This is a genomic window from Dehalobacter restrictus DSM 9455, assembly GCF_000512895.1.
Taxonomy (GTDB): domain Bacteria; phylum Bacillota; class Desulfitobacteriia; order Desulfitobacteriales; family Syntrophobotulaceae; genus Dehalobacter; species Dehalobacter restrictus.
In genome coordinates this window covers 2,302,658-2,320,715 of the sequence record NZ_CP007033.1, presented here as the reverse complement: position 1 = coordinate 2,320,715, position 18,058 = coordinate 2,302,658, and the positions used below count along the sequence as shown (strand labels likewise).

Annotated in this window: 21 protein-coding genes; 15 read left to right on the top strand and 6 right to left on the bottom strand. The window is 44.4% G+C overall.

Annotated elements, in window-relative coordinates; all coding sequences use genetic code 11:
* Window positions 1-10: 10 nt before the first annotated feature.
* Window positions 11-922, bottom strand: coding sequence for a glycosyltransferase family A protein (locus tag DEHRE_RS11150; RefSeq protein WP_019225320.1), 912 nt, complete (start codon window positions 920-922; stop codon window positions 11-13).
* A gap of 190 nt (window positions 923-1,112) precedes the next feature.
* On the opposite strand from DEHRE_RS11150, the gene DEHRE_RS11145 reads away from it, so the two are divergent.
* Together DEHRE_RS11145 and rfbB are read left to right on the top strand one after the other, a co-directional pair.
* A complete protein-coding gene (locus tag DEHRE_RS11145; RefSeq protein ID WP_019225321.1) occupies window positions 1,113-2,138 on the top strand; it encodes a glucose-1-phosphate thymidylyltransferase in 1,026 nt (341 codons plus the stop codon).
* Window positions 2,139-2,184: 46 nt separating this feature from the next.
* Complete coding sequence (gene rfbB / locus DEHRE_RS11140; RefSeq protein WP_019225322.1) at window positions 2,185-3,192, top strand: dTDP-glucose 4,6-dehydratase; 1,008 nt, start codon at window positions 2,185-2,187, stop codon at window positions 3,190-3,192.
* Window positions 3,193-3,295: 103 nt separating this feature from the next.
* Here rfbB and DEHRE_RS11135 read toward each other — a convergent pair whose 3' ends face one another.
* Window positions 3,296-4,090, bottom strand: a complete 795-nt coding sequence (locus DEHRE_RS11135; RefSeq protein WP_015043640.1) for a CheR family methyltransferase — start codon at window positions 4,088-4,090, stop codon at window positions 3,296-3,298.
* A 78-nt stretch (window positions 4,091-4,168) separates the two neighbouring features.
* The gene (locus DEHRE_RS11130) at window positions 4,169-4,609 is read right to left on the bottom strand and encodes a YaaR family protein (protein WP_019225323.1); all 441 of its coding nucleotides are present in this window, start codon (window positions 4,607-4,609) and stop codon (window positions 4,169-4,171) included.
* A 30-nt stretch (window positions 4,610-4,639) separates the two neighbouring features.
* Between DEHRE_RS11130 and DEHRE_RS11125 the strand changes: the two genes are divergently transcribed.
* A complete protein-coding gene (locus tag DEHRE_RS11125) occupies window positions 4,640-5,683 on the top strand; it encodes a M28 family metallopeptidase (protein WP_019225324.1) in 1,044 nt (347 codons plus the stop codon).
* A gap of 43 nt (window positions 5,684-5,726) precedes the next feature.
* Here DEHRE_RS11125 and DEHRE_RS11120 read toward each other — a convergent pair whose 3' ends face one another.
* Entirely contained in the window at window positions 5,727-6,602 is an 876-nt protein-coding gene (locus tag DEHRE_RS11120) for a flagellar motor protein MotB (protein WP_019225325.1), read from the bottom strand.
* Between the two features lie 38 nt (window positions 6,603-6,640).
* Window positions 6,641-7,441, bottom strand: coding sequence for a flagellar motor protein (locus DEHRE_RS11115; protein ID WP_015045321.1), 801 nt, complete (start codon window positions 7,439-7,441; stop codon window positions 6,641-6,643).
* A 352-nt stretch (window positions 7,442-7,793) separates the two neighbouring features.
* Between DEHRE_RS11115 and flgM the strand changes: the two genes are divergently transcribed.
* The 12 genes from flgM to DEHRE_RS11055 all read left to right on the top strand — a co-directional run bounded on the left by flgM (window position 7,794) and on the right by DEHRE_RS11055 (window position 16,970).
* Window positions 7,794-8,078, top strand: coding sequence for a flagellar biosynthesis anti-sigma factor FlgM (flgM, locus tag DEHRE_RS11110; protein WP_019225326.1), 285 nt, complete (start codon window positions 7,794-7,796; stop codon window positions 8,076-8,078).
* On the top strand, window positions 8,079-8,564 hold the full coding sequence (locus DEHRE_RS11105; RefSeq protein WP_019225327.1) for a flagellar protein FlgN: 486 nt from the start codon (window positions 8,079-8,081) through the stop codon (window positions 8,562-8,564).
* 116 nt (window positions 8,565-8,680) lie between these two features.
* Entirely contained in the window at window positions 8,681-10,798 is a 2,118-nt protein-coding gene (gene flgK, locus DEHRE_RS14170) for a flagellar hook-associated protein FlgK (protein ID WP_019225328.1), read from the top strand.
* Window positions 10,799-10,819: 21 nt separating this feature from the next.
* Complete coding sequence (flgL, locus tag DEHRE_RS11090) at window positions 10,820-11,740, top strand: flagellar hook-associated protein FlgL (protein WP_019225329.1); 921 nt, start codon at window positions 10,820-10,822, stop codon at window positions 11,738-11,740.
* A 21-nt stretch (window positions 11,741-11,761) separates the two neighbouring features.
* The gene (locus DEHRE_RS11085; protein ID WP_019225330.1) at window positions 11,762-12,325 is read left to right on the top strand and encodes a DUF6470 family protein; all 564 of its coding nucleotides are present in this window, start codon (window positions 11,762-11,764) and stop codon (window positions 12,323-12,325) included.
* Window positions 12,326-12,366: 41 nt separating this feature from the next.
* The gene (locus tag DEHRE_RS11080) at window positions 12,367-12,804 is read left to right on the top strand and encodes a flagellar assembly protein FliW (protein ID WP_019225331.1); all 438 of its coding nucleotides are present in this window, start codon (window positions 12,367-12,369) and stop codon (window positions 12,802-12,804) included.
* Window positions 12,805-13,068: a carbon storage regulator CsrA gene (csrA, locus tag DEHRE_RS11075; protein ID WP_019225332.1), complete on the top strand. Its 264-nt coding sequence runs from the start codon at window positions 12,805-12,807 to the stop codon at window positions 13,066-13,068.
* Window positions 13,069-13,215: 147 nt separating this feature from the next.
* Window positions 13,216-13,782, top strand: a complete 567-nt coding sequence (locus tag DEHRE_RS11070; RefSeq protein WP_144284055.1) for a transposase — start codon at window positions 13,216-13,218, stop codon at window positions 13,780-13,782.
* Window positions 13,775-14,095, top strand: coding sequence for a hypothetical protein (locus DEHRE_RS14705; RefSeq protein WP_158407252.1), 321 nt, complete (start codon window positions 13,775-13,777; stop codon window positions 14,093-14,095). The genes DEHRE_RS11070 and DEHRE_RS14705 overlap by 8 nt, the downstream gene beginning before the upstream one ends.
* Window positions 14,049-14,594 carry a transposase gene (locus tag DEHRE_RS11065; protein ID WP_051408115.1) on the top strand — a complete coding sequence of 182 codons (546 nt, stop codon included), beginning with the start codon at window positions 14,049-14,051 and terminating at the stop codon, window positions 14,592-14,594. Before DEHRE_RS14705 ends, DEHRE_RS11065 begins: the two co-directional genes overlap by 47 nt.
* Window positions 14,595-14,692: 98 nt before the next feature.
* Window positions 14,693-15,925: a flagellin lysine-N-methylase gene (gene fliB / locus DEHRE_RS11060; RefSeq protein WP_144284054.1), complete on the top strand. Its 1,233-nt coding sequence runs from the start codon at window positions 14,693-14,695 to the stop codon at window positions 15,923-15,925.
* A gap of 157 nt (window positions 15,926-16,082) precedes the next feature.
* Complete coding sequence (locus DEHRE_RS11055) at window positions 16,083-16,970, top strand: DUF3102 domain-containing protein (RefSeq protein WP_025206034.1); 888 nt, start codon at window positions 16,083-16,085, stop codon at window positions 16,968-16,970.
* A 748-nt stretch (window positions 16,971-17,718) separates the two neighbouring features.
* Here DEHRE_RS11055 and DEHRE_RS11050 read toward each other — a convergent pair.
* The gene (locus tag DEHRE_RS11050; RefSeq protein ID WP_019226908.1) at window positions 17,719-18,057 is read right to left on the bottom strand and encodes a type II toxin-antitoxin system HicB family antitoxin; all 339 of its coding nucleotides are present in this window, start codon (window positions 18,055-18,057) and stop codon (window positions 17,719-17,721) included.
* Window position 18,058 lies beyond the last annotated feature (1 nt).

The following is an 18,058-nucleotide window of genomic DNA, read 5'->3' as shown; positions in this document are numbered from 1 at the left end:
TGGCAAATATTCAGTTGGCTTTGGATGCATAGAATTGAAAGTTTTCGGTTGCCCAGTCAAGATTGTAGGTTTCCTCCGCAGTGGAGTTACAACTGAATAATGAAGTGCAGTATGGGGAACGGGCACCGCTCTGCAGATCCTTAACTGTTTCGTCAAATTTCCAGTGGTATTGTTCTCGGAATAATTTATTCTGGTTTAATTTCTCGTAGATGGTAAAACAGGTTTCTCCGGTTTTGGTCTCTCCGTTTTTTGACAGACGGCAGAAGGATTGACCGGGACATTTGCCGCAAACTATTTGTTGCGGGATAGAAATGTTCACGTTCATCAGAATTCCTGTTTTAAACGCTGTAAAATGATTAGCCCTTAGAAACAACTCCCTGCTGCCAAAATTATTTTCTTCACTCCAAAAGCCAATTTTAGAGATAAGATCAGGGCTCAAGGCCAGGATGCTACCGGGCATATAATCCTGCGAATAATCAGACCTGTTCTTGGTTAATTCCAGATAAACCAAATCATTTTTGATGACTGGGGTAGTCGGAGGCATATTTCGGGGCGGAAACCCGGCATGAATACTGAGTAAACCGATATTCGGAGTATTTTTAAACACCCTTAGGATGTAGGTCAGCCAATTTTTGCTTTCAATCACAACATCCTGATCGACAGCAATAAAATATTGATCATCTCTTCTCTTGGACAGATTTAGATTTGAGGCGTAGACCTGTCCTAGATTGACAGGGAGCCTTGTTTTGAATTTGATCCGCCTGTCCTTCAGACTTTGGATATATTTCCAGGTACCATCTGTGGAATTATTATCAACGATTGCTAATTCAAAGTTTTCCGGCGTTTCAAGGACACTTGAAAGGCTCCTGATTGTCTGGCCCAGGCGGTTAAAGGTTACATAACTTAGGAGTGGCGCTACCATTTCTATATCTCCCTCCACTTAATCGTCTTTTTACTTGATCATCCCTTCAGGTTCTGTTAGGGCAACTATCACTTTATTATATGGGAGGAGTTGTCCGTGGTTACACCATTGCGGTTCTTGCGCAATATTATATTAGAAAGACAACCCTCTCTTTATAGAAAATCTTACCGGCTAAAGGCAGGAGAATAATTTGAAAGCTCTGATTTTAAGCGGAGGAACCGGAACAAGGCTCAGACCGCTGACCTATTCCAAGGCGAAACAGCTTCTTCCCTTGGTCAACAAACCAGTTCTGATCTATCTTATTGAAAAGATAGCCAGGGCAGGTATCCATGATATTGGAATTATCGTTGGGGATACGCAGGAACAAGTAAAAAAAACGGTCGGCAGCGGAGAAACGTGGGGCACGGCAATCACCTATATTCATCAGCATAAATCCCTGGGGCTTGCCCATGCTGTTCGGACTGCGGCCGACTTTCTTGGCCGCGATGATTTTGTGATGATCCTTGGAGACAACATCTTCAATATGGAGCTGGATAGCTTCATTCAAAATTTCTACCAGCAAAAGGCCAACACCAGCGTATTGCTTCATACGGTCAGCAATCCTTCCCAATTCGGGGTTGCGGTGGTGAAAGACGGATTTGTAACAGCGCTTTACGAAAAGCCTGAGAAGTATATCAGCAACTTGATCATCACAGGGGTCTATGCCTTTGACCACAGCATTTTTGCAGCGATTGACAAAATCAAACCGTCCCGTCGGGGAGAACTTGAGATTACCGATGCAATCCAAAATCAATTGGAAAACGGGGCCAGGGTCACTTGCGATCTGGTCCGGGGATGGTGGAAGGATACCGGAAAATTAGACGACATTCTTGAAGCAAATCGCTTGATGTTTGATGCAGCGCTGGCCCAAAAAATCCAAATGGGAAACAATGTGACCATTCGGAACAGTATTATTCAGGGGCCAGTTCATCTGGACGATGATGCTATCATTACGGACAGCTTTATCGGACCGTATACGACAGTGGGCAGGAGAACCCGGATTACAGAATGTGAGATCGAAAATTGTATTATCCTAGAGGATACGCAACTTGCCAATGTCTCCAAGAAAATCAGCGGAAGCTTAATCGGAAACCAGGTTTCCATTCAAGGCAGCCCCGAAAACAGCTCTTCAGCCAGTACTTTTTTTCTTGGGGACCACTGTCAGATCGATCTCTAGTTTGCCAGTTGAGCTGGCCGAAAGAATATAATTTGAGGTGTAGAATATGAGAGTTCTTATGGTTACCGGTGGCGCAGGCTTTATCGGAAGCAATTTTATTAAATATATTTTGCAGCGCAATCAGGATGTTATCGTCATTAATTTTGATAAACTGACTTACGCAGGAAAGGTGGAAAATCTTCAAGACCTGGCAGCTCATCCAAGGTATTATTTTACGCAAGGGGATATCAGTACTGCGAAAGAAGTTAAACGCATTCTTCAGGAATGTGACCCCGATGATGTGATTAATTTTGCTGCCGAATCGCATGTGGACAGAAGTATTACCGATCCTCTGGTTTTCGGCCGAAGCAATTTGATGGGGACTTTAACGCTGCTTCATTGTTTCAAGGAACATTGGGAGAAGAACGGCTTTACGGGAAAACGCTTTATTCAGGTTTCCACCGATGAAGTATACGGAAGTCTTGATAATGAGGCAGAACAGTTTTCGGAGCATTCCATGATTCGTCCAAACAGCCCATATTCGGCTTCCAAAGCAGCTGCTGATTTAATGGCCAGGTCTTTTGCCAGAACTTACGGTTTTCCGGTGATCGTGACCCGGTGCTGCAATAACTACGGACCCAATCAGGATAAAGAAAAATTTATTCCGCATAGTATTATTCAGGTTTTACAGAATATGCCGCTGACTGTCTATGGGGATGGGTCGCATAAACGTGAATGGATCCACGTACTGGACCATTGTGCGGCGCTTGCGGAGATACTTTCGGACGGGGAACCAGGAGAGGTGTATAATATTGGGAGCGGGGAGGAAACATCGAACCTAGAGATGGCCCGGACCATACTGAACATGCTGGGTAAACCGGTGGATGCACTGGTTCAGGTTGCCGACAGGGCCGGACACGACTGGAGATACGCGCTGGATAGCACGAAGCTGAAAACAAAGCTGGGTTGGCAATGCAGGTATCATCTTAACGAGGGAATTGGGGATACGATTCAATGGTATCGGGACAACCGAGCCTGGTGGGATAAATCTGACAGCAAAAACCCGCTGGGATGAATTCAAAAAGATGCTGCCAAGAGTTTGTAAACTATTAGCAGCATCTTATTCGGTTTGTGCTCTCGTTTAAGGTTTAGTAAGATTTTAGAGGGGAGCAGCTTTTTTATAATTTCTGATAAAAGAACGAGGAAACGGATTTAAGGCCGTGCTGGCTTTGGCCGAATAAATGCTCTGTACAGCCTGTGAAAAGTATCCCTTTCGGGTTCAACGAGTCTGCAAATTTTTTGTACAGCACATCCTTCGCTTCATCGGTAAAATAGATGACGACATTGCGGCAGGCAATCAGATCAAAGCCTCGGTCAAACTTGTCGGTAAGCAGGTTCTGCGCCTTGAAAGTCAGATTCCTGGTCAGCGTGTTTTTGATTTGGAACTTCTTTTCAGACTTGTTGAAGTACTTATCGAGAAGATGGGGGGGAGTGCTGGCAAAATCACGCTCGTCATAAATACCCGACTGGGCCTGTTTTAAGACGTTGATGTCAATATCTGTTCCTAGGATACTGAAGTTTATTCCAGGAAAATATTCTGCCATGACGATCGCCATGGTGCACGCTTCCTGGCCTGCTGAGCAGCCCGCGCTCCATATTTTTAAGGAAGATCTGGTCTTTAACAGGTCGGGGATAATTTTTTCCCTAAAGACATCCCATTGCTTGACATCGCGGAAAAACTGCGTGACATTGATGGTTAGATGTTTAAAAAACGCATCGTAGAGGTCAGGTTTAAGACTGAGATCTTTCAGGAAGTCCGTATAATCTTCCTGGTACCCCCTGGTGCTCATGAAGTTCAGGATTCGCCTTTTCATCTGGTTTTCTTTATAATAGTTCAAGTCAAGACCGCTGACATTTTGGAAGGATTTAACGAATCTAGGATAATCCGTAATCATGCCAGTGCTGTTCATCATTCTTTTTATTACTCCTTTCGCTGGTACAACATTTTAAATACTTTTCAAAATATTGTAAAGACCAACTCGTTTTTAATATCAGGTGAATAGATCGATAATAAGTCCTTTAATCTCATGGATTTTTTCCAGGATTTTTAAAGGTTCAGACTGAGAAGAGAGTACTTGTTCACCCAATTCTTCCAGTGCCTTGTTGATCTTCGTTACCCTGGCCATGACTTTCGGCTGACCTCGGTAATCCCAAAAGGTTTCCTCCTGCATATTTCTGCTTTTTCCAAAGGTTGACTGAAGAAAACTTTTGACCATGGTTTTAAATTCCGTCAGATTTTCCAACGATCTGTTCTCGGAGAGCTTTTGCCCCTGCTTTTCAAGGCGTTCCAGAAAAAGTTGCATTTCCTGGCTTTGAAGTTGACGGGAATGTGATAAAATATTGCTGAAGCTGCTTTCCTTTTTTTCTGAAGTTTGATGAAGGTCAATCCCAAAGTTATTTTTTTGGGTGGAACTGTTGATTTTTAGTGACATGTTACTCCCTCCGTGAAAGGATTATAAAATATGAAATCACGCCGGACTTTTCTAAAAATTGCAGCCGGAATGGCGGCATTTGTTATCCCCTGGACGGTCCTGCCTGGGGCCTGGGGGCAGAAACTCGGAAGCCTTCTGGGAATTCCGTCTTCCAGTATTGAATTTGCTTCAGGCGAAGGTACTGTTTGGGTGCCTTCAACCAAAGCGATTTCCAGAAAAGCCATCGAAGATGTCCAGTACTTGTCTCATGCCAATCTCGAAGGCCGCCGGGCGGGAACTGCGGGAGAGACCAAAGCGCTTGTTTACCTGGAAGAACAATTCAAGGCCTTGCTGCTGGAGTCTTTTAGCGCGGACAACTACTGGCAGCTCTTTTCAATTCCTTCGATGAAAGAAAAGATGATTGACGGCAGAGCGCTCTTTCGACCGGATGAAACGGACACACTTCGGGTCCCAGCGGCTAATATCTTAGCTGGTATTACCGGGAATAACCCGGAACAGACACTTATCCTCTCTGCCCATTTTGACCATCTCGGTATTTATAACGGGGAAGTCTATCCGGGTGCGAATGACAATGCTTCTGGTGTAGGCTGCATTCTTCAAGTCATGCGTCAACTGGTGAAGGAAGCACAGGACGGTTTTGCGCCTAAAATCAATATTGCAGTGGCTTTTTGGAGTGCTGAGGAAATGGGCTTTCTGGGCTCCAAATATTTTGTACAGAACCCTTTGATCCCGCTCTCCGAAATCATAGCTGTGATTAACGCTGATACAGTTGCCAATGGGGCCGTGGGCGAGTATATTCTCTGGTCAGCCAGTGAAAGCTCTCAGACTTTGATTGAGACCATGAAAGAAGCCGGTAGAGTAAATGGGGCGGTCCTTGAGCACGTTTCTGGCGGTAGCCATCACAGCGATGAAATATCCTTTACAGGCACCGGCATTCCTGCGGTAACCATTCTGGGCAAGGAGTGGCTGGTGAACAATCATACGACGGAAGACAAAATATCCGCAGTCAACGAAGAGAAACTGGAAATGACGTGCAATATTATCTATAGAGCCATCAAAAGCCTGGCTTACTAAAGCGGTAAGTGTGCTAGTAGAACGATTCGGAGTCCTGTAACAGCTAGTTGCTGCTGTTTCCGTTGCTGTCGGCACCTGTGGTCGTATTGCTACTGCTGCTGCCCGGTTCGAGCAGATCATACTTGGAACGCAGGATAATCAGGTCGACTCTGCGGTTGGTGATTCTTCCCTGTTCTGTGCTGTTATCGGCAATCGGGCGGTATTCACCGTACCCTGCTGCTGACAGCCGAAGGGGATCGATCTCACCGTCATCGACAAGAATATGGACGACATTGGTCGCCCTGAGTACGGACAGTTCCCAATTGCTTCGAAATTCTGCGGTATGGATTGGCAGGTTGCAGGTGTGTCCTTCCACTTTTATATAATTCGGTGAGGCGGACAGGACCGTGCTGATTTTTTTCAGGATGGCCCGCGAATTCGTTGATATTTCTGCCGAGCCGCTGTTAAACAGCAAGGTGTCCTGAATACTGATGACCAGGCCTCGTTCCTCAATGGATGATACGAGTTTATTTTCAATTCCATTTTCTTTCGCAAACTGGTCCAATTTGGCTTTGATCCCCTCTATTGTAAGGCTTTCCTGATAATCCGTATCTCCTTGACCAGTTCCTTCTGAAGGGGTGGTCTCCTGCTCTACTCCTTGCTGGTCGTCCTGGCCTGTCGAAGTTGAACTTTCAGTACTCCCGCTTTCAATGAAAGAATCCCCGGCCTGTGTTTCCGACAGGTTAACCGCAGAAGGTGCCGCACCGCCAAGCGTTATGCTCAGGGATTGGGCCATTGCCCTGAATTTGTTGGCGTCAACCTGACTCATTGAATACATCACAATAAAAAAAATCATTAATAGCGTAATGAGGTCCGAGTAGGTGACAAGCCACCGTTCCTGACCAGGGGGGTGGCCATCTTGTGTTTTATGCCTTCTCATTTTATCACCGCTTCTGTTCTAATGCTTTTAGTACTTTATTAATAATTCACTTCACTGGCTTCAAATGCACCTTCAAATTTGGTTTCTTTTTCGGGCATATAACCGAGGTGAGTTTTGAGTTTTTCTTTCAGGATCGCGGGGTTCTCCCCGGATTGAATCGAAATAATCCCGTCAAGAATCATTTCCATGGTCTGCACTTCCATTTGGTTTTTTATTTTCAGCTTGGCTGCGATCGGCAGATAGACCAGGTTAGCCAGACAAACACCGTAGAGGGTAGCAATAAAGGCTGCGGCAATCGAACCGGAAAGACTGTCGGGGTCCGTCAGATTACCAAGAACGTGAACTAGCCCCATGACTGTTCCGATAATCCCCAAAGTCGGGCTGTAGCCGCCTGCAGACTCGAAAAAGGTGATCCCAACCTTATGTCTGTTTTCCAAAACAGCAATATTTGATTCCAGGATGCTTCTGGTGATCTCCGGGTCTGTACCGTCAATAACCAGCTGCATGCCCTGTTTGGTGAATTTGTCATCGACGGTTTCCAATTCCTGCTCAAGGCTTAAAAGTCCTTCCTGACGGGCTTTCTCGGAAAAATGCACTAGGGTGAAATAGGCTTTCTCCACACCGAAGGATTGATTCATAAAAGCAATTTTTAACCATTTGGGCAATTTCTTAAGCTCGTCTAAAGGGATACCGATTACCGTAGCGCCCAGTGTGCCGAAAACAACAATAAATATGGGAGATACAGCAAACAAAGAACCAAGATGCCCGCCTTCTAAGACAAAACCGAATAAGATACCGAAAAATCCCAGGACAAGCCCCAAGATGGTAGTTATATCCATTGACCGATGTTCCTCCTGTGCAATCTTCATTAATAACTGCTTTGCAGATAATTCTTCATATACGTTTATATACTATTAATAACGTAATTCTTAACCGAAAACATTAGGGTTTTTGATCGTCATTTATCAAGCCAACCAATATTATACAGCATTCTGCCGGATAATGACACGAGAAAGATTATACCAATTTTTATTATTGGGTATAATAGCTTGATATTTAGATATATTAAGAGTTACTCGGAGATAATTGACCATAATCAACCCTAAAAGGTATTCAGATTGCTGAGCTGCTGGACGATAAGAAAACTGTATATCATTAAAAAAAGATAAAACAGTCAGGTTGGTGAATGTAATGAAAATAGATAGTGCTTCGATTTCCCCCGTTGGCAGTGTCCAGGCTGCTACCCGGGTATCTCAGATAAGTAAGGTCAATACGGTTTCGCAACAGGATCAGTTGGCCGTATCCGAAAATGCGCAGGTTTTTCAAAAGCTGTTGCAAAAAATAAAAGATATGCCGGACATCAGGGAAGACAAGGTCACGGCAATTTCGGAACAAATTGCAAATTGTGAATTTAATCTTGATGCGGCTTCTATTGCCGAAGGAATTCTTTCTCCAAACGGGATGGAGGGGAAATAAGTGGCGGAATATGTGGCAGGTCTGGAAAATAACCTACGGCAGCAAATTGCTTTCTATCGCCAGTTGACCGAATTAGAACAAGAAAAGCAGAAAGCGCTCGTAGACAATGTGATTGAGAAAATAGAAAGCATCACCGCTCAGGAAGAAAAAATTCTGCTCGAAGTCGGACAGTTGGAAGAGGAAAGACTTTACTGGGCAGATTTTTTTGGCAGAGAAACCAACAAAAACATTGAAGATATTACCCTAGCGGATTTATCCTCCAGTTTTCCGGCCTTACAATCGGTAAGACTGGAACTGGAGTCCGTTATCGGTGAATTAAAGAGTTTGCATGAAGTGAATACCCAACTGTTGGAGAACGCTGTCAAACTTGTTAATTTCACGGTCCGGCTGCTGACGAACGATCGACAGGCGACTTACAGCAATCCCGGTGACAAAGCCAATAAGAGCCATCAAACCGGTGTAAAAATCATCGATAAAAGTATTTAACTTAAAATAACTGATTGGCCGGCTAAAGTTGTTTAACGGTCTTAACGATAATTAGCTATCCGTAAGATATCCGTAAAATGAAACGCGATTGAATACAGTGCAGAGGAGAAATCGTTATGTATTCAACCTTTTTTGGCTTAGAATTAGCGAACAGGACACTCAGTTCCCAGCAGGCCGCCCTTGGCGTTGCCGGACATAATATTTCCAATGCGAGTACCAGCGGTTACTCCCGTCAGATCGCGGATCTCAAGACAGCAATCCCGTTGACCGTTATGGCCGGAGGGAAATTTCTGACATTGGGGACGGGATCAGCCATGGATACGGTGACCCGCGCCCGGGATTCATATTTGGATCTTCAGTTCAGGTCTGAAACATCCAAATATGAATATTGGTCGGGGAGGCAGAGCACGTTAAGCTTAGTGGAAAGTATGGTGAACGAGCCGTCAAGCTACAGTCTTAGCAACGACATGAACAAATTCTGGAATTCATGGAGCGTATTGGCCAATAATCCGCAAAATGCCGGAGTACGCACATCTTTAATTGAACAGACCAAGACGCTGGTGGATACGTTCCACCATATGGAGATACAGATTTCTGAAACTCAGAATGATCTGGACAGCAGTGTCAAAGCGGCAGTAACGCAAATTAATACCCTTGCCGAGCAGATCCGATCGCTGAATATCCAGATTAAAAATTCCGAGGTTGCAGGGGATAATCCCAATGATTTGAAAGATCAACGGGACAGTCTTGTCGATAACCTATCAAAAATTGTGCCGGTACGGGTCATCGAATCGAGGGATCCTGCTTTTACAGACCGCCAGGTCAATAATTATAAAGTGATCATCGGCAATGAAAACGATCCTAATAATGTCTTGGTTGACTTTCAGGCGATACGCTATCTTCAGAATCCGCCTCCGACCGTGGATGGATTCAGCAGGGTCGTCTGGGCTGATTCAGCTTCTGCAGTGGTTGATACCGGTTCAGCGATTGGTACGCCGCTAACGATCAGCGATGGCGACCAGATTGCAATCAATATTGACGGAACCAGCTATACAGTCGATCTGTCAAGTATACGCGGAACCTATGACGGAACAGCCGGTTATACCTTGACAGATTTGGCCGCTAATTTGCAAACCGCTATTAACAATGTTTCGGGACAGCCCGATGTCTCAATCGCCTACACCGGGGGGCATTTGACCATTACCTCGGGCACGTCCGGCGGCACTTCGCTTATCGCGTTGGAGAATGTCACCGGCAGCCTGGGCCGCTCATTTCATGATCCGGCCGCTCTGACGGCTGATCCCGCCAATACTGGATCTGTAACGAGTATGACGGCCTTGGGAACGTATACAGGTAAAGGGAATACGCTGACGGCTACGTATAATGGAACGACCAGTACCTGGGAATTATCGGATAATGGGATTCCTGCAGGCGCCACTACCGGCCTTTCTATGGCCGGAATCACCTTAACGGTTGCCGGAGCACCTGCCGATGGCGACACATTTACCCTTGACCTAACGGTAAATGACAGCATGACGAGCTTAGGCTTTTCGACCAACGTCGCCAGCAACTGGGTAGACCTCGGTACGAATATGGGGCAGCTTGCTGCCAACCTGGACATGCGCGATCATTACATAGAAAGCGTCCGCTCGCGCTTAGATACCCTGGCGAAAGGCATCGCCAATGCCGTTAATGTTCTCCATCGCACCGGCCAAGGGCTTGAGCTGGAGACCACGGGAATTGACTTTTTTACGTCAAGCGACGGCTCGGATATTACGGCTGCCAACATTGAAATTAATGCAGTGCTGCAAGCTAATTACAATCGAATTGCCACCGGGATAAAAACCAATCCTTTGGAAATCGGAGACAGCAGTGTTGCCTTGGCGATTTCTTCGCTTGCCAACAGCTGGACGGGTTTGAAGACCGCTATCGGACAGAATGTCTTTGGTCAAAATGGAGCAAATCCTGTCGACGCTACTTCTTTCGGGGATTTCTACGGTGCGATGATCACGGATCTGGGAGTCAATGCGCAGCAGGCCGAAAGAATGACGGAAGGACAATCGGTCCTTGTGGAACAGATGTATACCCAGAGAGAAATCCTTTCCGGCGTTTCCCTTGATGAAGAAATGACCAACATCATCAAATACCAAAAAACTTACAGTTCAGCAGCCCGATTTGTAACCATGCTGGACAGCATGTTTGATAATCTTATTGCCATGGGAACCACCAAATAATTCAGGAGCAGGTGAGTAAAGATGCGGGTGAGCAATAATATTCTATCGCATAATCTATTAAGAAATTTGGAGCAATCGAATAAGAAAATGGTATTGCTGCAGAATCAGCTTTCTAGCGGTAATACAATTACGAAACCATCGGATGATCCTGTAGGGACAGAAACTGTCATTCGCATCAACAGCACGATATCCTCGATGGAACAATGGAAGAATAACGCCAGTGAAGCGACTTCCTACCTGGAATCCAGTGAAAGTGTACTGAGCGGTATGACGGCCATGCTACAGCGGATCAGGGAGCTGACGGTACAGGGTGCCAATGGTTCCCTTTCCAATACGGACCGCTCCCAGATTGCCAAAGAAGTCGATCAGCTTAATATGCAGTTCCAGGTCATGGCGAACAGCCAGGTGAACTCGAAATATATTTTTTCCGGCAGCAAGATTGATACGCCGCCGATTCCCGGCAGTGCAACCGTACCTTTTACTTTGACGCAATGGGACGGAAACGATAAAGTGATTGAATTTGAGGTTGGACCCAATGTAAATATTGGGGTCGCTATTGAAGGAACGAAACTTTTTGGGATTACCTACAATGCCGACAATACAGAAAATTCTTCCTTTTTCAATACCTTGAACAAATTAAGTACCTCGCTTAGCAGCGGCAATGAGACCCAGATCAATGAAGCTTTGGATGAGATCGACGGCCATTTGGATAACTTCCTGGCTCTGCGGTCCGAATTAGGGGCCAGAACCAACCGTATGAGCACGATCAGCGATCAGCTTGTCAATAATACGATTAACCTGAAGCAGAACCTTTCCGACCTTCAAGATGCCGATATGGCTGAAACGATCATGGAATTCAACTCGGTTAATAATACCTACAAGGCGGCTTTGTCGGTCGGCGCTCAGATCATTCAGCCTTCCCTGGTTGATTTCATGCGGTAAGTGACGTAAGGATGTGCCGAAATGATTGATTTGCAGATTCACCGGCAGCCTGCCCAGCTCGGGCTGGATCTGAAAAAAGCGAGTTACGACTTGAATATCAGAAAAGCAGAAGTCTCCGTTCAGCAAAAAGAAGCGGAAATCGATCTGCAGCGCACCTATCCGGATGTGCAGGTGGATACTTCTGCCGTACGGCAGTCTTTGGGTTATGGCGGTCCGGAATTCCGGGCCTTTGCGTTTGCCGATGAAGCAGAAAGCAGCTATCTGGCGAATCTTGAGAGAACGGTTCAGACAGGCTATGCTTTCGCCGATACCTCCAATCAAGCGACCATCCCCGAGATTGTCATCCGCTCCATGGAACCGCCGGAGAAACAACTCGCTGTGGTTCCGCTTCCCTCCATCCAAATGATCGGCCAGCCTGGGACTTTAGAACTTCGGGCGCAGCTCGGAGGAACGGATACACAGCTCGAGGATTGGGGCGGCGTCAGGATAGAGGATTTTTCCCTGCCGCTGATGAAAGTCTATTGGGAACAAGAGCCTTACTTGAAGATTAAGGCCGTTGGTCAAATGTTTGATGTGAAAAAATAAGTAATGAAGAACGCCAGATAAATCATGAAGGAGTGAACGATATGAGCCGGACGCTGATCCGTTTTCCCAAAGGAATTCCGGGATTTGAAGGATATTTCCAATACCACCTGATGGAAGAAGAGAATTCCCTGCTAACACAATTGCTGTCAGCCGAGGATGTCCATGCCCGTTTCATCATTGTCAGACCGCAAATTTTCTTTCCGGATTATCTTTCGACCGTTGATTTGGGGCAAGAAGAGGCAGAGCTTCTGGAAGTTACTCCGGACGACAAGCTCGAAGTCTGGGCGATCCTGACGCTGTGTCAACAGGATATGCAAAAGACAACCATCAATCTGCGCGCGCCAATCGTTATTAATCGCCGAACCGGTAAAGGCGCGCAGTTTATCCTGAGTAAGGACAGCTTATTATCCAGACAACCTTTATTTTCTGAACTCGAGACTGATTGTAATGAAGGTACCATGGAAGGGGTTGTTGGCTGAATGCTCGTATTGTCCAGGAAAATCGATGAAAAGATCATCATTAACGATAACATTGAAATCACGATTGTGTCTGTCTCCGGTGATCAGGTACGCATTGGTATCAACGCACCGAAGGATGTCAAGATTCTGCGCAGTGAAGTGCTGGAAGAAATCGAGAAACAGAATCAGGAAGCTTCTCTTGCCACTGCCGGAGATGAACAAAATACAAAAGCGGTCTTAGAAGAAATGCTTCAAACTAGGAGAATAGGGAAAGAAAAGAAATAATTCAATAACTCAACTTTCCCACCCTGTCGGGTAGGTTGAAACCTTGAAAGTCTTTGAAAGTATGGTTAAATACAACAAGGAAACCACCAAATCTGGTATAATGAGAATAACCACAAACCCAATAATCCAGTACTTTGGAGGTTTCCTATGACCAGTATTATACCAGATTTGACGAGTAACGAAAATGCTGTTTCCTCACGAATCGATCAATATTTTATCCAGAATTCATTTTCCAAGCTCCTTAAACGTTGCAATTTTTATAAAGAATCAGGAATTCCGTGTGTGACTATTTTAAAAGAACTTTTCACCCTTGTTTTTACCGGAAAGAATCTCTTTAGAACACTTGAAATGAAACCCGAAGAATTATCTTTCCGTAAAAATACAGCCTATCGCTTCTTAAACTCCGGTCATTATAATTGGTCAAAACTCCTGTTGTTACTAGCATCTAAGGTCATTGATTTTGTTAATGGTTTGACCAGTGATGATCGGAAATCGGTACTCATTGTTGATGATTCTCTTTACAGCAGAAGTCGAAGTAAGAAAGTTGAACTGATGACTCGGGTCTTTGACCACACAACCCATAAATTTGTGAAAAGGCTTTCGAATGCTGACTTTGGGCTGGTCCGATGGAAACACATTTCTGCCTATTGGTTTTTCACTCTTAAGTTCCCAGAAACCGGAGAAGATCTTGAATCCGGCCAAGCCTTTGGATAAGCGAACGATTGCTTACAAAAGAAGAACCGAGGCGATGGGGAGTACAACCGATGCTTTGATTAATCTTCTCCACTGTGCTGCTCATATTCCAGCTAAGTACGTTCTTTTTGACAGCTGGTTTGCCCATCCTAAGACGATCTTAAGGGTCAAACAAGAAAAGCGCGATGTTATTTGCATGTTGAAGATTACAGAGAAAATTCATTACCACTATAACGGAAAATGGCAGCCCCTTCAGGAACTTCGTAAATTGGCAGGTGATATTGCTGATGCTAAAAACAGGGATCATCGGTTCAATAACAGTTCAAATACGTGAGACCAAAAATATTCAAGACTTAACCGATGTGAAAATTGTTTTTGTTCAGGACAGACGATCGAAAAACTGGCTGGCCCTCCTGAGTACGGACTTGGAGCTATCTGAAGAAGAAATTGTCCGTATTTACGGCAAACGCTGGGACATAGAAGTTTTCTTCAAAGTATGCAAGTCGTATTTGGCTCTGGCTAAAGAATACCAAGGACGAAACTATGATGCTCAGGTAGCCGCAACATCCATCGTATTTCTAAGATACATTATGTTAGCAGTTGAAAGCAGAAATACTCAGGATGATAGGACAATTGGAGAACTATTTTACTATTACAGTGATGAAATGGAAGATCTCAAACTTTCTCAAGCATTAGTATTGTTAATCGACACTCTCAGGCGTGTTCTAAGCAATTTTCCTGTCATAAGCCAGGAATTAGCCAATATGATTATGGATACTTTTCTTAGCACTATTCCACGGTCTTTCAAAGAACGATTGTTGTTTGCAACCTGATGTGTCAGAAAAATCATGGCTTTAACCATTATTTAATGGTGGGAAAGTTGAGTCAATAACAAATACATACTTGCAATACGTTGATATGGGGGGTAAATGTGAGCGGTAAAGAATATCAGTCTGTGTTAATCCCAAAATATTTGCATGATTTTTCTTGTCAAGGTTCTCAATGCGAGGATTGCTGCTGTTGTTTCGGGTGGATAGTGTCAATTGACCAGAAAACGAGTGATAAATATTTAAAGGTTACGGATCCTGAACTTAAACCATTATTGGAAGAATACATTGTTAAAGATGACCAATGCCAGACAAATAGCCATTATAAAATATTGAAAACGTTGGAAGGAGGCAGGTGCCCTTTTCTCAATGAAAATAAATTGTGCAATATCCAATGCAAGCTGGGGGAGGATTACCTGTCAGAAATATGTTCAGTATTTCCCAGACATGCTAATCTAATTGATGGAGTCTTAGAAGGTTCAGGAACGCTGGGCTGCCCGGAAATGGCCAGATTAATACTTCTGAACCCTCAGACGATTGAATTTGATCACATAGACGAATGGCCGCATATTCATTACCTCATCCTTTCGTCTATAGATACTAAAAGTTCTCCAGTAACAAAGTATTTTTGGCCGTTAAGAATCTTCACCATCAAAGTTTTACAGGATAGATCGTATACATTATGGGAAAGACTAATGTTTTTAAGTATATTCTATAATCGAACGCATCAAGTTTCGAATAATTATAAAGAAATTGAAAATTTTATTGATGAATACGACAGGCTGCTTTCGGATTGTAATACCGTAAAAAACATCTTGTCAGGTATCCCCGCTGCAAATCATATCCAAGTAAAGCTCATTAAAAGTATCATCGATCTGAGATATCTTCATAAAGGTCAAATTTACGGAAGCAGATATCTGGAATGCTACAATGAGTTTCTTATGGGCCTAAATTTCTCAGATGGGAGGAATTGGGATGATATTTTGTGCGATTTCGATAAAACGTTGCAGGATATTGTTAAGCCCTGGCTGGAGAAAAATGAATATATATTTGAGAATTATTTGGTTAACTATGTGTTTAAAGAGTTAGTCCCTCTGCGCAATGATTCTACTTTTTTTGAGTCCTTTTGCATGATGATCCTTCACTATGCTTATGTTTCATTATTGCTTGTAGGTATAGCCGCTTATCATAAAGGTATTACTGATGAAATAATTATTAAGCTGTTTCAGTCTTTCTCAAGAACGGTAGAACATACTCCTTCCTATATTAACGATATCTATACTCTTTTTAAACGGGAGGTATTTTTTTCAGCTTCCTTATATCGCTGCCATAATTAAAAATTAGGAAATGATAAATGAATACCTTAAAAAAATCAAGCAGAAACCCGGTTCGAAAATGGCCGGGTTCTGTTTTTTAAAAAGCCAAGCCCTCACCGTCCGAAGCCTATCTACATATGCTGTAATTAGACTCATAATGAAAGGACGGATGGGCGGTATGGATAATCCGGCCACCGAACGCACGCCGCTTGTCATAGCGGCTGAAATAAAGATGATAACCTGCCAAACTAAAAAAATATTGCTTACCAGCGCCATTGAAATCGGCCGTCATTTGCAGGAAGCCAAGGCCATGCTCAAACACGGGGAATGGATTAAGTGGCTGGAAGAGTCTGTGAACTATTCTCGCCGAACTGCCTCCAGGCTGATAAAGCTCTACGAAGAGTATGGGCCTAGCTTCCCTGAAGGATCCGACAGCTCAAATGGGACACCAGTGTCCCATCTGACTTACATCCAGGCTCTCCTCTTACTGGGTTTACCGGCAGAGGAGCGGGAGGAATTCATCACGCACAATGACGTCGGCAGTATGACGAAACAGGAGCTGCAGCAGGCTCTGAAGGACAGAGATCAGGCCAATCAAGCGAAGGAGCAGGCGCTTCAGGAAAAGGGCCAGGCCCTTCAGGAGAATCAGCTACTCAAAAAAGGGCTGGAGACGATCGATAGTACAATCTCCGAATTAAAAAAGGAGCACGCTAAGGCTTTGCCAAGGCCAACGAATCCGGAACATGTCAATGCAGAAGCCTTATCTGCCAACGATACCTCCTCTGCCGGTGATGTCCCCTCTGCAACGACAGCCCCTTTTACCCATAACCTTAAAACCGAACGCAACCCCGACGCTTACATCAAGTATGTAGAGAAATGCGACGCTTGCTCCAAAACGATCGCCGATACCTTCTTCGATCTGACGACAGCGCTCACCAATCTGGCTCATATCGATCCGGAGCTGAAAGAAGAAAAAAGAAAAGCGGCCAACCAGCTGATTGATTATATGGCAGAGACAATTAAAGTGTGGCCGCCCCCGAAGAAGCCGCTCAGAGTTAATTCCTGATTTTCTCCGATTGGAGCTATGGATATATTGTGCAGCACATGCGAAGGCTAAAGGACTTATTATCGTCACGAATAATGTCCGTGAATTTGAGCGAGTTGAGGGCCTTGGGCTCGGGAATTGGGTTAGTGCATGAAAGCCAGTCGGCATAGCTTAGCTGACCAAGAGAAGCGAAAAACGAGGCACTTCATTATGAAGCACCTCGTTTTTCGCTTTCTGTATCGCTTAGGGGTATAGTATCGTCCAACAGAATCATTACGAAACAGGCTATCGGTGAGTATTTCTCATCTGTAAAGGAGAAATATCGCATGCTCACCCCCGTAAATATTAAGGACTATACGCAGAACATGTTTTCACAAATATGACCCGGAGCTTTGCTTCTTACGCCATCACCTTTCCTTTATTCTGAGAAATCGGATTTTATCGATTGAATAATAACTAAGCCCGAGGATTAATCTCCCCGGGCTTTGATTATTTTTTATTGTTCTTGCTCCTGATATTCCATAACCTCAAAATTCATGATCTTGTCAAATACAAGGTAGTCTTTTCTACTTTGGAAGGGGCCGAGGTTATAGTTTTTGTTCACAATATAATAATTACTTCCGGTTCCTTCAGCTCGTCCATCATACCAGTTAAGAATAAGTTGGTGTCAGGCACCGTAAAGTTTAATCATAGGAAAAAGAAAGAAGTCGCAACCCTCCCGGAGCGGTCGCAACTTCTTTTGATGTTGAACTTTTCAGATGTGCGGCTGTTAAGGTTGATTCACATTGTGTCTTATGGCATACTCCACAAAGGCATTGAGGGACAGACCGCGAGCGGACGCAGCAAGGGCGGCTTGGCGGTGCAATTCGGGCTGAATGCGGACATTGAAAGAACCTTTGAACGGCTTCTCGGGCTGTTTGCCGCTTTTCTCGCATAATTCCAAATACTCATCAACCGCATTATGAAAATCTTCGGTGAGGGCTTTTGCGCTGTCACCTTCAAAAGAAATCATGTTTTTTATGCCAATGACCTTTCCATGAAATACTGCATCTTCCTCGGAAAACTCAATGCTCCCGGTGTAGTCTCGATAATGAATGTAGTTGCTCATA